The organism is Pseudomonas sp. A6, assembly GCF_052367875.1.
Lineage (GTDB): Bacteria > Pseudomonadota > Gammaproteobacteria > Pseudomonadales > Pseudomonadaceae > Pseudomonas > Pseudomonas citronellolis.
This window is the reverse complement of the sequence record NZ_CP198970.1, coordinates 6,960,951-6,974,487: the sequence shown is the minus strand read 5'-3', so window position 1 is coordinate 6,974,487 and position 13,537 is coordinate 6,960,951. Positions and strand designations below refer to the sequence as shown.

Genomic DNA, 13,537 nt, shown 5'->3' with positions numbered 1-13,537 from the left:
CTCCTTACGGGGTCTCGATGCGGCGTTGCAGCAGGTTGATCAGCAGCAGCAGGACGAAGGCCACCACCAGCATCAGCACGCCGATGGCGGTGGCGCCGGTGTAGTCGTACTGGTCCAGCTTGACCATGATCAGCAACGGCAGGATCTCGGTCTTCATCGGCATGTTGCCGGCGATGAAGATCACCGAGCCGTACTCGCCGACGCCGCGGGCGAAGGCCAGGGCGAAACCGGTCAGCCAGGCCGGCAGCAGCGCCGGCAGCAGCACGTGGCGGAACACCTGCAGCGGCTTGGCGCCCAGGCAGGCGGCGGCTTCCTCGACCTCGCGGGGGATGTCCGCCAGCACCGGCTGCACCGTGCGCACCACGAAGGGCAGGACCACGAAGGTCAGCGCCAGGGTGATGCCCAGCGGGGTGTAGGCGATCTTGAAGCCCAGCTCGGTGGCGAAGCGGCCGATCATGCCGTTGGGGGCGTAGAGCGCGGTCAGGGCGATGCCGGCCACGGCGGTGGGCAGGGCGAAGGGCAGGTCGATCATGGCGTCGATGATCTTGCGCCCGGGGAACCGGTAGCGCACCAGCACCCAGGCCAGCAGGGTGCCGATCACGCCGTTGATCAGGGCGGCGATCAGCGCGGTGCCGAAGCTCAGCTTGAGCGCGGCGAGCACGCGCGGGGCGGTGATGATGGTCCAGAACTGTTCCCAGGTGAGCTCGGTGGTCTTGAGGAACAGGGCCCCCAGCGGAATCAGCACCAACAGGCTGAGATACACCAGGGTGTAGCCCAGAGTCAGCCCGAAGCCGGGTATGACCGGGGAGATGCGTCGTGACATTGAAACCTCTCGGTTAGCTACAAGCCGAAAGCCACAAGCGGCAAGCGAGCTGTTTGCAGCTTATGGCTCGCCGCTTGTGGCTGCGCGGTTCACTGCGCCTGGTAGATCTTGTCGAAGATGCCACCGTCGTTGAAGAACTTCGGCTGCGCGACCTTCCAGCCGCCGAAGTCCTTGTCGATGGTCACCAGGTCCAGTTTCGGGAACTGGTTGGCGAACTCGGCGGCGACCTTGGCGTTGCGCGGGCGGTAGAAGTTCTGCGCGGCGATGCGCTGGCCTTCCTCGCTGTACAGGTACTTCAGGTATTCCTCGGCGACCTTGCGGGTGCCCTTCTTGTCGACGGTCTTGTCGACCACCGCCACCGGCGGCTCGGCCAGGATGGACAGCGAGGGTACGACGATTTCGAAGTTCTCGCCGCCCTGTTCCTTCTTGGCCAGGAAGGCTTCGTTCTCCCAGGCCAGCAGCACGTCGCCGATGTTGTTGTTGACGAAGGTGATGGTCGAGCCGCGGGCGCCGGTGTCCAGCACGGGCACGTGCTTGTACAGGTCCTTGACGTAGTCCTGGGCCTTGTCGTCGCTACCGTACTGCTTCTTCGCCCAGGCCCAGGCGGCCAGGAAGTTCCAGCGGGCGCCGCCGGAGGTCTTCGGGTTCGGGGTGATGACCTCGACGCCCGGCTTGGTCAGGTCGGCCCAGTCCTTGATGCCCTTGGGGTTACCCTTGCGCACCAGGAACACGATGGTCGAGGTGTAGGGAGTGCTGTTGTCCGGCAGGCGCGCCTGCCAGTCGGCCGGCAGCAGGTTGCCGAGCTTGTGCAGTTCGTCGATGTCGCCGGCCAGGGCCAGGGTCACCACGTCGGCCTTCAGGCCGTCGATGACCGCGCGGGCCTGCTTGCCGGAGCCGCCGTGGGATTGCTGCACGGTCAGGTCGTCGCCGCCCTGGGCCTTCCAGTGCTTGATGAAGGCCGCGTTGTAGGCCTGGTACAGCTCGCGGGTCGGGTCGTAGGAGACGTTCAGCAGTTGGGTGGCCGCGGCCGCGGGGCCGGCGATCAAGGCGCTGGCCAGGGCGGCCAGGGCGAAACGGCGGATGGACATGTGCAGCTCCTGGATACGAATCTTCAGTGTTGTGCTTGTTGGCGTGTTCTTATCGGGGGCGTCGCGGTGGGGCGCATGGGCCCCGGGGTCAGCTCTGGCGGCTGGCGGGCTGCTGCAGGCGGAACTTCTCCTTGCGCTCGATCTGCACCACCTGGCCGTTGTGCACGGTGATCTCGACGGCGCCGAAACGCAGACCGCGCAGGGCGCTCTGCACTTCACGCAGGATGTTGGCTTCGTCCTGGCCTTCCAGGCTACGGAGGGTTGCGCTCATGATCTGGGCTCCTTGGTGGGCTTCGCCGGGCCGTCCCGGATGGGCGGCGCGTGCGGTGTGAGCGCATCTTAGGCAGGAGTCGAATATTCTTAAAAATACTATTTAAGAATTTTTATATTCCACCAGGTTTTAATTCGATTCGGTCGCCGTCGCCCGGGTCCAGGGCAGCTCGTCGGCCGGCTGCGGACGGCCGTACCAGTAGCCCTGGCCGAAGTCGCAGGCGTGGTCGAGGAGGAAGGCCGCCTGGTCCGGGCGCTCGATGCCCTCGGCCACCACGCTCAGGCCCATGCTGCGGGCCAGGGCGATGATGGCGCGGGCGATGGCGGCGTCCTCGGCATCGCCGGGCAGGCCGGCGACGAAGCCCTGGTCGATCTTCAGCTTCTGCACCGGCATGCGTTTCAGGCGCATCAGCGAGGAATAGCCGGTGCCGAAGTCGTCGATCGCCAGTTGCACGCCCAGCGCCCGCAGGCGCTGCAGCAGGGCCACCGACTGGTCGATGTTCTGCATGATGGCGCTCTCGGTCACTTCCAGCTCCAGGTGCCGCGGCTGCAGGCCGCTTTCCTGCAGGGCGCGGGCCACGCGCTGTTCCAGGCCGTCGCGGCCGAACAGGCGGCTGGACAGGTTCACCGCGACGAAATCCAGCGCCACGCCGTCGTCCAGCCACTGGCGCATCTGCCGGCAGGCCTGGTCCAGCACCCAGGCGTCGATGGCGGCGATCAGCCCGCATTCCTCGGCCACCGGGATGAATTCGCAGGGCGGCACCAGGCCGCGCTGCGGGTGCTGCCAGCGCACCAGCGACTCCACCCCGACCACCTGGCCGCTGGCCAGGTCGTGCACCGGCTGGTAGTACACGCGCAGCTCGTCGTGTTCCAGCGCCTGGCGCAGGGCGGCTTCCACCTGCACGTGGGAACGCGCGCGGGCGGTCAGCTCGGGGGTGTAGAAGGCGTACAGGTTGCGCCCGCTGGCCTTGGCCTGGAACAGCGCGGCATCGGCGTGGCGCAGCAGGTGGTCGACGTCGCGGGCATCGTCGGGGAACAGGCTGACGCCCATGCTGGCGGAGATGTAGATCGGCTGGCCCTGCACCTCGAAGGGCGCGTGCATGGCCTCCAGCAGGCGCTGGGCGAGGCTGCTGGCGTGGTGCGGCTGCTGGCTCTCCAGGACCACGGCGAACTCGTCGCCGCCCAGGCGCGCCAGGGAGGCGTGCTCGTCGAGGCAGCCGCGCAGGCGCTCGGCCACCGTCTTGACCAGCTGGTCGCCGGCGCTGTGGCCGAGGCTGTCGTTGACGTGCTTGAAGTGGTCCAGGTCGAGCAGCAGCAGGGCGCCGCTGCCCTGTTCGCGGTCGGCGCGGGCCAGGGCCTGCTCGATGCGCTCGCGCAGCAGCAGGCGGTTGGGCAGCCCGGTGAGCGGGTCGTGGTGGGCGAGGAAGTCCAGCTCGTGCTGCGAGCGCTTGATGCTGCTGAGGTCGGAGAACACCGCGACGTAGTGCGTCAGGCGCCCCTGCTCGTCGTGCACGGCGCAGATGTGCTGCCACTGCGGGTACACCTCGCCGCTCTTGCGCCGGTTCCAGATTTCCCCGCACCACAGGCCTTCGCTGTTCAGGGCCTGCCACATGCGCTGGTAGAAGGCGTCGTCCTGGCGCCCGGACTTGAGCATCGAGGGATTGCGCCCCACCACCTCGTCGGTGCTGTAGCCGGTGATGCGCTGGAATGACGGGTTGACGTGGAGGATCACGCCCTTGTCGTCGGTCACCAGCAGGCCTTCCTGAGTCGCCTCGAACACCGCCGCGGCCTGGCGCAGGTGGTCGTTGGCCTCGCGCTGCTCGGTGACGTCGCGGCTGATGCCGGTCATGCGCAGCGGCTCGCCGTCGTGGCCGCCGCTCAGGCGCGCGCGGGCATGCACCCAGCGGTAGCTGCCGTCGGCGTGGCGCAGGCGATAGGTGCATTCCAGGCGCTGGCTGCGCCGTTGCAGCAGGTCGCGGTGCTGGGCCAGCACGCTGTCGCGGTCGTCCGGGTGCAGCCGCTGTTCCCAGGCCTCGAAGCTGTCGCCCAGTTCCGCCTCGCTCAGGCCGGTCATCCGCGCGTAGCCGGGCGAGTAGAACACCTGGTGGCGCTCGACGTCCCATTCCCAGAGGCCGTCGTCCAGGGCGTCCAGGGCCCGTTCGAAGCGCCGTTCGCTGCTCTCGCGGGCGGCGAAGGTGCGCTGCATCCACTTGAACTGCCGGGCCAGCAGCAGGAACAGCACGCCGGCGCTGATGGCAAAGAAAAGATACTTTTTCGCCACCAGCCAGGGCAGCAGGTCAGCGTCGCCGACCGCCAGGCGCAACAACTGGTCGCTCGTAAGCCCCCATAAGCAGGCGAACAGCAGGTACAGCAAACAGATGCGGAGGGCACTCGGGCGTGGATTCATTATCGCGAGGGGAGCGAGTTATTGGCTGCGCAGTATAGAGGATGGCCATTGGCCCCTGTTCATATCAAAAAGACCGGATGGTTTTCCCGCCACGCTTGGTGATAATGCGAGCTGGCCTGTTTCGCCGGGCCCATCGACCATTGCCGAGGTTCATTATCATTCATGTGGTACAACGGTTTCCTTGATCTGCCGCTGTGGCAGCTGATCGTGGTCACGCTGGTGCTCACCCACATCACCATCGTCAGCGTGACTGTCTACCTGCATCGCTATTCCGCCCACCGCGCCCTCGAGTTGCATCCGGCGCTGCAACACTTCTTCCGTTTCTGGCTGTGGATGACCACCGGGATGAACACCCGCGAGTGGACCGCCATCCATCGCAAGCACCACGCCAAGTGCGAGACCGCCGAGGACCCGCACAGCCCGGTGTACAAGGGCCTGGGCACCGTCCTGCGCAAGGGCGCCGAGCTCTACCGCGAGGAAGCGAAGAACGCCGACACCCTGCGCATCTACGGCAAGAACTGCCCGGACGACTGGCTGGAGCGCAACCTCTACGGCCGCTTCCCGTTGGGCGGCATCGCCCTGATGGTGCTGATCGACGTCGCCCTGTTCGGCGCCCTCGGCCTGACCGTGTGGGCGGTGCAGATGGCCTGGATCCCGTTCTGGGCGGCCGGTGTCATCAATGGCCTGGGCCACGCCGTGGGCTACCGCAACTTCGAATGCCGCGACGCCGCCACCAACCTGGTGCCCTGGGGCATCGTCATCGGCGGCGAGGAGCTGCACAACAACCACCACACCTACCCGAACTCGGCCAAGCTGTCGGTGAAGAAGTGGGAGTTCGACCTGGGCTGGGCCTGGATCAAGCTGTTCTGCTTCCTGCGCCTGGCCAAGGTGGCGCGGGTCGCACCGATCGCCCACCGGGTGGAAGGCAAGGGCAGCCTGGACATGGATACCGCCATGGCCATCCTCAACAACCGCTTCCAGATCATGGCCCAGTACCGCAAGCTGGTGATCGGCCCGCTGGTCAAGCAGGAGCTGGCCAAGGCCGATGCCTCGGTGCGCCACCTGTTTCGCCGCGGCAAGCGCCTGCTCTCGCGCGAGACCAGCCTGCTGGAGGAACGCCACCACGCGCGCATCGAGCGCCTGCTGCAGCACAGCCAGGCGTTGCAGGTGATCTACGAGAAGCGCCTGGCGCTGCAGCAGATCTGGCTGAAGACCAGCGCCAACGGCCACGACATGCTGGCCGCCATCAAGCAGTGGGTGCAAGAGGCCGAGGCCAGTGGCATCCAGTCGCTGCGCGACTTCGCCGAACAGCTGAAGACCTACTCGCTGCGCCCGGCTGTCTGAGTTGGCCTGATAACTGAGATGTGCATCACAAAAAGCCCGCCGTTCGGCGGGCTTTTTCTTTTTTTGTCGAGCGCTTAGCTAATTTTGCGGTCATAGACCTCTCGATTAGTTGTGGGAAGCTGAGACATGGATGACAGGTACAGGGCGCCGCAGGATCTCGACGAAGCGCTGCTGGCATTGCTGCACAGCCGCGCCGAGGTGGAGCGCCTGAAAGAACGCGAGCAACTCTTCAGCGCCCTGCTGGCCAGCGTCAACGCGGTGCTCTGGGCCTTCGACTGGCAGGCCCAGCGCATGGTCTACGTCAGCCCCGCCTACGAGAGCATCTTCGGCCGCTCGGCGGCACTGCTGCTGGCCGACTACAACGAATGGCTCAACGCCATCTACCCCGACGACCTCGACTACGCCGCCAGCAGCCTGCTGCAGGTGCTCGAGCGCGGCGCCGTGGAGCAGCGCGAGTACCGCATCCTGCGCGCCGACGGCGAGGTGCGCTGGCTCAGCGACAAGTGCTTCATCAGCCAGCACAGCGAGGCGGGCCTGCCGCTGATGGTGGTCGGCATCGCCGAGGACATCACCGACAAGAAACACCTGGAAAGCGAGCTGCAGCGCCTGGCCACCACCGACGTGCTGACGCAGAGCAGCAACCGCCGCTACTTCTTCGACAATGCCGAGCAGGCCTTCAACGAATCCAAGCAGGCCGGTGCGGCCCTGGCCTTCCTGCTGCTGGACGTGGACGACTTCAAGAAGGTCAACGACCGCTACGGCCACCAGGTCGGCGACCGCGTGCTGCAGCGCGTGGCCCAGTGCGCCTCCGGGGCGCTGCGCCGCGGCGACCTGTTCGGCCGCATCGGCGGCGAGGAGTTCGCTGTGCTGCTGCCCGGCTGCGACCAGGTGACCGCCCGGCAGATCGGCGAGCGCCTGCAGCGCGAGGTGCAGCGGCTGCGCTTCAAGGAAGACGAGCAGACCTTCGGTATCAGCGTCAGCCAGGGCCTGACCCTGCTGCAGCCCCATGACGAGAACCTCTCGGCGCTCTACGGCCGGGCCGACGCCGCGCTCTACCAGGCCAAGCGCAACGGCAAGGACCGTATCGAACAGGCCTGATCGGCGGCCCGGCCCGGGTTGCTGCCTCTCTTGCGCCCTGCGCGTACCCCTTCCGGGAAATGGACCGGGAAGGGATACGGGCGCATTATTTATTCCAATAAGGAATTACATTTTAATAATTAATTCTTTTTGGATTTATTTCCGATTGCTTATCGTTGCCCCCAGCGTGGCCGCAGGGTCCAGGCAATGAAGTCCGGCGAGCATGGCGACAAACCGCCAGCCAGGCCGGGAAAGGTGGCGGATTTCCGCTGACCAGCGCGCAGCGAAGGACCAGGCTACGGGACGCCAACCCGCGCCAATCCACGTGTCGGGGTGTGCCGGGCCGATTGGCCCGCGGATTGCCATGTCGGGGTGAAGCCTCAGGCTTCGCCCACAAGAACAAGACACGAGCATTCACCATGACGCTGCCATGCCTTTCCGCAAGTTCCTTCCTGCCTGCTTGCCCACGTAGAGACCCCGCCCAGGGGCGACCGATCTGACGACCGCCGTTCGCCTGCCGGCCCGGGCCGTGCCCGGCCGCGTGGCTGTCCGGTGGGATTCGCGCCGCGCGGCGCCTGGCGCTTTGCCGACTTCACACAAGATCAATAAATGGGGATTACCAATGAAGAGTCGTAACATCACGCAATCCACCCTGGCGTTGGCCGTGGCGGCCGCTGCCCTTGGCGCCCATGTTCCGCTGGCCAGCGCCGGCGGCTTCATCGAGGACAGCAAGGCCAGCCTGACCCTGCGCAACTTCTACATCAACAGCGATAACCGCAACGGCACCGCCGAGCCGAGCAAGCAGGAGGAGTGGGGCCAGGGCTTCCTGCTGAACTACACTTCCGGCTTCACCGAAGGCACCGTCGGCTTCGGCGTCGATGCCCTGGGCCTGCTGGGCGTGCGCCTGGACAGCGGCAAGGGCACCCACTACAACCCGACCAGCTCCAGCTTCTCGGGCACCGTGTTCCCCACCGATGGCGACGGCCGCGCGGTGGACGACTTCTCGCACCTGGGGGCGACCGCCAAGGTGAAGGTTTCTTCCACCGAACTGCGCTACGGCACCCTGCTGCCCAAGCTGCCGGTGGTGACCTACAACGACGGCCGCCTGCTGCCGCAGACCTTCGACGGCGGCCAGATCACCTCCAACGAATTCAAGGACCTGACCCTGATCGGCGGCCAGCTGGAGCACACCAAGGGCCGCAGTTCGAGCAACAACGAGGGCCTGTCCATCGCCGGCGCCAACAACGCGCGCACCGGCGAGTTCGTCAACAAGTTCTACTACGGCGGCGTCGACTACAAGCTGACCAAGGACCTGACGCTGCAGTACTACTACGGCAACCTGCAGGACTTCTACAAACAGCACTTCCTCGGCCTGCAACACAACTGGGCGATCGGCCCGGGCGTGCTCAAGACCGACCTGCGCTACTTCAACAGCAGCGACGACGGCAAGAACAGCCACGACTCGCGCTACTACACCTCCGGCTACTACGGCAACGGCGTGACCAAGGGCGAGGTCGACAACAAGGCCTACAGCGGCCTGTTCACCTACATCGTCAGCGGCCACAGCTTCGGCGTCGGCTACCAGCAGCTCAGCGGCGACAGCGACTTCCCGTTCATCAACAACGGCGACGGCGCCACCGCCTACCTGATCACCGACGTGCAGATCGGCAAGTTCCTGCGCGCCGGTGAGCGTACCTGGCAGGCCCGCTACGGCTACGACTTCGCCCAGGCCGGCCTGCCGGGCCTGACCTTCCAGGCCCTGTACCTGCGCGGCGACAACATCGATACCGCCCGCGGCGACCAGAGCGAGTGGGAGCGCGACATCACCCTGGCCTACGTGATCCCGGACGGCACCTTCAAGGGCCTGGGCTTCACCTGGAAGAACGCCTCGCTGCGCAGCGGCCTGCCGGCCCAGGGCGCCACCCCGGCCCAGCGCGACCAGGACGAGAACCGCCTGATCGTCAGCTACACCCTGCCGCTGTTCTAGGCCTGGGGCTTTCCGTAGGAGCGCGCCGAAGAGGTGACCTGTAGGAGCGGGCCCTGCCCGCGATTTCGCGCGCAGGGCGCGCTCCTACATGTTTTATTGGGTTCCCGCGTTCGCGGGAATGACGCCGGGAAACACGACTCTCACCCCGTCATTCCCGCGAACGCGGGAACCCAGAAAACCGCCTAGAAGCAACAGGCCGCACCGGCGTGCTCTTCGTAGGAGCGAGCTTGCTCGCGAACAGACGCGGTGCCATGCGGTTCGCGAGCAAGCTCGCTCCTACGAGAAGCCATGCTCACCTGTGGATCTTGCGATGGGAGCCTTTTCTTTTGCAGCTACCGGCTCAGCGCTTCTGCGGCGCCGGTTGCTGCTGGGTGATGCAGTGGATGTTGCCGCCGCCCAGGAGGATTTCCCGGCCCGGCACCATCACCACTTCGTGCTCGGGGAACACGCGCTGGAGGATGGCCTTGGCCTCGGCGTCCTTCGGGTCGTCGAAGCTCGGCGCGACGATGCCGCCGTTGACGATCAGGAAGTTCACGTAGGAACCGGCCAGGCGGATCGACGGGTCGCGCTCCTGGCTGCCTTCCACCAGGTCGACGCCGGCGCACTCTTCCTCGGTGGCGTGCAGCGGGCCGGGGATCGGCATCTTGTGCACCACCAGCTGGCGGCCCTTGGCGTCACGCGCCTGCTCCAGCACGCGCATGGCGGCCTGGCAGCGCGGGTAGTTGGGGTCGTTGACGTCGTCGGTCCAGGCCAGCAGGACCTCGCCCGGGCGCACGTAGCAGCAGAAGTTGTCGACGTGGCCGTTGGTCTCGTCGTTGTACAGGCCGTCCGGCAGCCAGATCACGCTGTCCACCGCCAGGTGTTCGCGCAGGACCTGCTCGATCTCCTCGCGGGACAGGTGCGGGTTGCGGTTGCGGTTGAGCAGGCACTCCTCGGTGGTGATCAGGGTGCCTTCGCCATCCACGTGGATGGAGCCGCCCTCGAGCACGAAGCCTTCGGTGCGGTAGCGATCGCAGCGCTCGACCTGGAGGATCTTCGCCGCCACCTGGTCGTCGCGCAGCCAGGGGAAGTACAGGCCGCCGTCGAGGCCGCCCCAGGCGTTGAAGGTCCAGTCCACGCCGCGCACGCCGCTCTGGTCGTCGACCACGAAGGTCGGCCCGGTGTCGCGCACCCAGGCGTCGTCGTTGCTGATCTCGATCACCCGGATGGCGTCGCTCAGGCGCGCGCGGGCGTTCTCGAACTGGGCGGTGGAAACGCAGACGGTGACCGGCTCGAAGCGCGCGATGGCCTCGGCCACGGCGCTGAAGGCGGCCTGCGCCGGCTTGCCGCCCAGGCGCCAGTTGTCCGGGCGCTCGGGCCAGACCATCCAGGTCTGGGTGTGGGGTTCCCATTCCGCCGGCATGCGGAAGCCATCGGCGCGGGGGGTACTGGTCAGAGTGGTCATGGGGTCACCAGATGCGGGCAGCTACGGACGAAGCGGCGGAAGGGATCGCCTCCCGCCGCGCGAGGTCATTCGGAGAGGTTCTCTCCGTCGAGGGTCGCGATCGGCCAGTATAGGTTCGGACGGCGGTCGCGGAACACACCCCAGGCGCTGCGGATCTTCTCCAGCGCGTCCAGATCGAAGCTGTGCAGCAGGATGCCTTCCTCGGTCTCGTTCAGTTCCTGGACCTTCTTGCCGAACGGGTCGGCGATGAAGGAGGAGCCGTAGAAGGTGATGTCGTAGCCGTCCTGCGCTTCCTTGCCGATGCGGTTGGAGGCCACCAGCGGCATCAGGTTGGCGCCGGCATGGCCCTGTTGCACGCGCTGCCAGTGGTCGCGGGAGGTGATGCTGGCGTCGTGCGGCTCGCTGCCGATGGCGGTCGGGTAGAACAGCACCTCGGCGCCCATCAGCGCCATGCTGCGGGCGCACTCGGGGAACCACTGGTCCCAGCAGATGCCGACGCCGATGCGCGCGTAGGCGGTGTCCCAGACCTTGAAGCCGGTGTCGCCGGGGTTGAAGTAGTACTTCTCGTGGTAGCCGGGGCCGTCGGGGATGTGGCTCTTGCGGTACACGCCCAGGTTGCTGCCGTCGGCGTCGATGATGGCGATGCTGTTGAAGCGCGCGCGGCCGGCGCGCTCGAAGAAGCTGATCGGCAGCACGACTTTCAGCTCGGCGGCGACCTTCTGGAAGTGCAGGATCGCCGGGTTCTCTTCCACCGGGGTGGCCAGCTGGGTGTAGTCGGCGTTGGGCTTCTGGCAGAAGTAGGGGGTCTCGAACAGTTCCTGGATCAGGATGATCTGCGCGCCCTGGGCGGCCGCCTGGCGCACCAGCTTCTCGGCGTTGGCGATGTTGGCCTGGACATCCCAGGAGCACGCCATCTGGGTGGCGGCGACGGTGATGGTACGAGTCATGGAACACCTTTTTATTCGGATACTTATCGGCCTTCCGGGTTGGGCGGTGGCCGTGGGGTGCTGCGAGAAGGCGTGAGGTCGACGTCTTCCGCGGCGCTGGGGCGATTTATATCCGATAAAAATCGACTTTTGAAGCGGTGTTTCTCTATCGAGGCATCGAATCCGATAAAAAGACAGATAAATATCGGTATTTGGCCGGGATTGTAGGAGCGAGCTTGCTCGCGAACATCGCGCGTACCAGAGCGTTCGCGAGCAAGCTCGCTCCTACGAAGAGCCCGTGTCGGCTATAGCTGCCGTTTAGGCAGGAAAGGCGGCAGATACAGCGACAGATAGGCATCGAACACCCGCATCCCTTCCTCGGCCAGGCGCGGTTCGATGCGTCCGTGGCGTTGCACCGAGAGGGCGTAGACGCGGTCGCCCAGTTCCATGGCCAGGCTGAACACTTCGATGTCCCGGGGTAGTTCGGGCAGGTGGAAGTGGTGGTCGAACAGGGCCTGCATGGAGCGGCCCAGCTCCATGTCGTGCTGGCGGTCGGCGAGGGTCACCTCGGCCAGGCCGTGGCTGGCGAGGATCAGCTGGCGCGCCGCGGCATCGCCGGCGTAGACGGCGAGCATGCGCTCCTCCACCAGCCGCGAGAGGTCGCGCCAGTCGCGCAGGGCGTCGTGGTCCACCGGCGCCGCCAGGCAGGCGCGGAAGGCGGCGTGGACCTCGCCGGTCAGCGCCTGCAGCAGCGCCGGCACGCTGGGGAAGAAGTGGTAGACCGAGGACGGCGGTATGTCCGCCCGCTCCGCCACGGCGTAGATCGACAGGCCGGCGGTGCCGTCTTCGGCGAGCAGCGCGCGGGCGGCGTCGAGGATGCTGGCGATGCGCGCCTGGCTGCTGGCGCGGGGCTTGCGGGAGCTGGTGGGGGCGGGCATGGGGTTCTCCGAGCATGAGCGGGCTATTGGACGCCAGCTCATGCGTCCGGAGCAAGTTCGCGGCCCCTGGCGCGCGCCGCTGGCCGTCAGTGGTCGGCCAGCAGCTTGTCCCAGGTTTGCTTGAGGACCGGCGCGGTCTTGTCCGGGGCGGTTTCCAGGGCGAACAGGCGGCGCTTGGTCTCCTGGTCCGGGTACAGGCCCGGCTGCTGGCGCAGCTCGGCGTCGAGGAAGGCCGCGGCGTCGACGTTGGCGTTCGGGTAGAGGGTGGCGGCGGTGACCTGGGCGGCGACCTTCGGCTGCAGCATGAAGTCGATGAAGCGCAGGGCCAGGTCCGGATGCTGGGCGCTGCTGGGCACCACCAGGTTGTCGATGAACAGCACCGAGCCCTCCTGCGGCACCATGAAGTGCACCGGCTGCCCGGCGCGGGCCGCATGCAGGGCGTCGCCGACCCAGGCCATGGCCACGCACAGCTTGCCGTCGTTGAGGTCCTGGATGTAGCGCTCGCTGTCGATGTAGCGCAGGTTCGGGCGCAGCGCCTCGAGCACCTGGCCGGCGCGGCGGATCTGCGTCGGCGCGCTGCGGGCGAAGTTGCGCCCCTGGTAGTTCATCAGCACCGAGAAGGTCTCGTCGGGCGCGTCCAGCAGGCTCAGCCCGCAGCTCTTCAGGCGCGCGCTGTATTGCGGGTCGAACAGCAGGCCCCAGCTGTCCGGCACCGGCCCGCCCAGGGCCTTCTCGACCTGCGGCTGGTTCACCGCCAGGCCCACGGCGCCCCACAGGTAGGGCACGGCGTGGCGGTTGTCGGGGTCGACGGCGGCCAGCTTGCTCATCAGCTGCGGGTCGAGGTGGCTGCGGTTGGGCAGGCGGGTGAAGTCCAGCGGCTGGATCAGCTTGTCCTTGATCAGCTGCGGCAGGTCGTTGTGGGAGGGGACGGCGACGTCGATCTTCTCGCCGGAGCGCAGCGCCTGCTTGAGTTCTTCGGCGGTGCTGTAGGTGTGGTACTCGACGCGGACGCCGCTGGCCTTCTCGAAGTCCTTGAGCGCTTCCGGGGCGATGTAGTCGTTCCAGTTGTAGACGCGGATGACGTCCTCGGCCTGGACGAACAGCGGGCAGAGCAGCAGCAACAGCGGGGCGAGCAGGCGTGGCATTGGCATTCTCCCTATGTCAAGGCACAGCATGGACGGCCGGCGGCCATCCCGGGGGCTTGGTTGCAGCGTGGTGCGGCAGAGCAGGGTG

11 protein-coding genes are annotated in these 13,537 nt (G+C 66.7%); 3 read left to right on the top strand and 8 right to left on the bottom strand.

Annotated features, from left to right (window positions below; all coding sequences use genetic code 11):
- Positions 1-4: 4 nt before the first annotated feature.
- The 4 genes from cysT to ACTWJ5_RS30630 form a co-directional block, all read right to left on the bottom strand.
- A complete protein-coding gene (cysT, locus tag ACTWJ5_RS30645) occupies positions 5-823 on the bottom strand; it encodes a sulfate ABC transporter permease subunit CysT (protein WP_074983139.1) in 819 nt (272 codons plus the stop codon).
- 89 nt (positions 824-912) lie between these two features.
- Positions 913-1,911, bottom strand: coding sequence for a sulfate ABC transporter substrate-binding protein (locus tag ACTWJ5_RS30640; protein WP_074983137.1), 999 nt, complete (start codon positions 1,909-1,911; stop codon positions 913-915).
- 88 nt (positions 1,912-1,999) lie between these two features.
- Positions 2,000-2,182, bottom strand: a complete 183-nt coding sequence (gene oscA, locus ACTWJ5_RS30635) for a sulfur starvation response protein OscA (RefSeq protein ID WP_009614015.1) — start codon at positions 2,180-2,182, stop codon at positions 2,000-2,002.
- A 129-nt stretch (positions 2,183-2,311) separates the two neighbouring features.
- Entirely contained in the window at positions 2,312-4,588 is a 2,277-nt protein-coding gene (locus ACTWJ5_RS30630) for a putative bifunctional diguanylate cyclase/phosphodiesterase (RefSeq protein ID WP_444437139.1), read from the bottom strand.
- Between the two features lie 162 nt (positions 4,589-4,750).
- On the opposite strand from ACTWJ5_RS30630, the gene desA reads away from it, so the two are divergent.
- The 3 genes from desA (at position 4,751) to ACTWJ5_RS30615 (ending at position 8,996) form a co-directional block, all read left to right on the top strand.
- Positions 4,751-5,932 carry a delta-9 fatty acid desaturase DesA gene (gene desA, locus ACTWJ5_RS30625; RefSeq protein ID WP_074980358.1) on the top strand — a complete coding sequence of 394 codons (1,182 nt, stop codon included), beginning with the start codon at positions 4,751-4,753 and terminating at the stop codon, positions 5,930-5,932.
- A gap of 126 nt (positions 5,933-6,058) precedes the next feature.
- The gene (locus tag ACTWJ5_RS30620; protein ID WP_074980357.1) at positions 6,059-7,030 is read left to right on the top strand and encodes a GGDEF domain-containing protein; all 972 of its coding nucleotides are present in this window, start codon (positions 6,059-6,061) and stop codon (positions 7,028-7,030) included.
- Between the two features lie 601 nt (positions 7,031-7,631).
- The gene (locus ACTWJ5_RS30615; RefSeq protein WP_253392395.1) at positions 7,632-8,996 is read left to right on the top strand and encodes an OprD family porin; all 1,365 of its coding nucleotides are present in this window, start codon (positions 7,632-7,634) and stop codon (positions 8,994-8,996) included.
- A gap of 340 nt (positions 8,997-9,336) precedes the next feature.
- Here ACTWJ5_RS30615 and aguA read toward each other — a convergent pair whose 3' ends face one another.
- The 4 genes from aguA to ACTWJ5_RS30595 all read right to left on the bottom strand — a co-directional run bounded on the left by aguA (position 9,337) and on the right by ACTWJ5_RS30595 (position 13,449).
- The gene (gene aguA / locus ACTWJ5_RS30610; protein WP_444437138.1) at positions 9,337-10,440 is read right to left on the bottom strand and encodes an agmatine deiminase; all 1,104 of its coding nucleotides are present in this window, start codon (positions 10,438-10,440) and stop codon (positions 9,337-9,339) included.
- A 65-nt stretch (positions 10,441-10,505) separates the two neighbouring features.
- The gene (aguB, locus tag ACTWJ5_RS30605; RefSeq protein WP_444437137.1) at positions 10,506-11,387 is read right to left on the bottom strand and encodes an N-carbamoylputrescine amidase; all 882 of its coding nucleotides are present in this window, start codon (positions 11,385-11,387) and stop codon (positions 10,506-10,508) included.
- A 284-nt stretch (positions 11,388-11,671) separates the two neighbouring features.
- Positions 11,672-12,304: a TetR/AcrR family transcriptional regulator gene (locus tag ACTWJ5_RS30600; protein WP_009614000.1), complete on the bottom strand. Its 633-nt coding sequence runs from the start codon at positions 12,302-12,304 to the stop codon at positions 11,672-11,674.
- Between the two features lie 86 nt (positions 12,305-12,390).
- Positions 12,391-13,449, bottom strand: a complete 1,059-nt coding sequence (locus tag ACTWJ5_RS30595; protein ID WP_253392869.1) for a polyamine ABC transporter substrate-binding protein — start codon at positions 13,447-13,449, stop codon at positions 12,391-12,393.
- Positions 13,450-13,537: the final 88 nt, after the last annotated feature.

What these genes read in the sequence shown, in the direction of transcription:
- ACTWJ5_RS30640 (WP_074983137.1), bottom strand. Translation starts at nt 1,911, where the DNA reads ATGTCCATCCGCCGTTTCGCCCTGGCCGCCCTGGCCAGCGCCTTGATC.
- oscA (WP_009614015.1), bottom strand. Translation starts at nt 2,182, where the DNA reads ATGAGCGCAACCCTCCGTAGCCTGGAAGGCCAGGACGAAGCCAACATC.
- ACTWJ5_RS30600 (WP_009614000.1), bottom strand. Translation starts at nt 12,304, where the DNA reads ATGCCCGCCCCCACCAGCTCCCGCAAGCCCCGCGCCAGCAGCCAGGCG.
- ACTWJ5_RS30630 (WP_444437139.1), bottom strand. Translation starts at nt 4,588, where the DNA reads ATGAATCCACGCCCGAGTGCCCTCCGCATCTGTTTGCTGTACCTGCTG.
- ACTWJ5_RS30615 (WP_253392395.1), top strand. Translation starts at nt 7,632, where the DNA reads ATGAAGAGTCGTAACATCACGCAATCCACCCTGGCGTTGGCCGTGGCG.
- aguA (WP_444437138.1), bottom strand. Translation starts at nt 10,440, where the DNA reads ATGACCACTCTGACCAGTACCCCCCGCGCCGATGGCTTCCGCATGCCG.
- aguB (WP_444437137.1), bottom strand. Translation starts at nt 11,387, where the DNA reads ATGACTCGTACCATCACCGTCGCCGCCACCCAGATGGCGTGCTCCTGG.
- ACTWJ5_RS30620 (WP_074980357.1), top strand. Translation starts at nt 6,059, where the DNA reads ATGGATGACAGGTACAGGGCGCCGCAGGATCTCGACGAAGCGCTGCTG.
- desA (WP_074980358.1), top strand. Translation starts at nt 4,751, where the DNA reads ATGTGGTACAACGGTTTCCTTGATCTGCCGCTGTGGCAGCTGATCGTG.
- ACTWJ5_RS30595 (WP_253392869.1), bottom strand. Translation starts at nt 13,449, where the DNA reads ATGCCACGCCTGCTCGCCCCGCTGTTGCTGCTGCTCTGCCCGCTGTTC.
- cysT (WP_074983139.1), bottom strand. Translation starts at nt 823, where the DNA reads ATGTCACGACGCATCTCCCCGGTCATACCCGGCTTCGGGCTGACTCTG.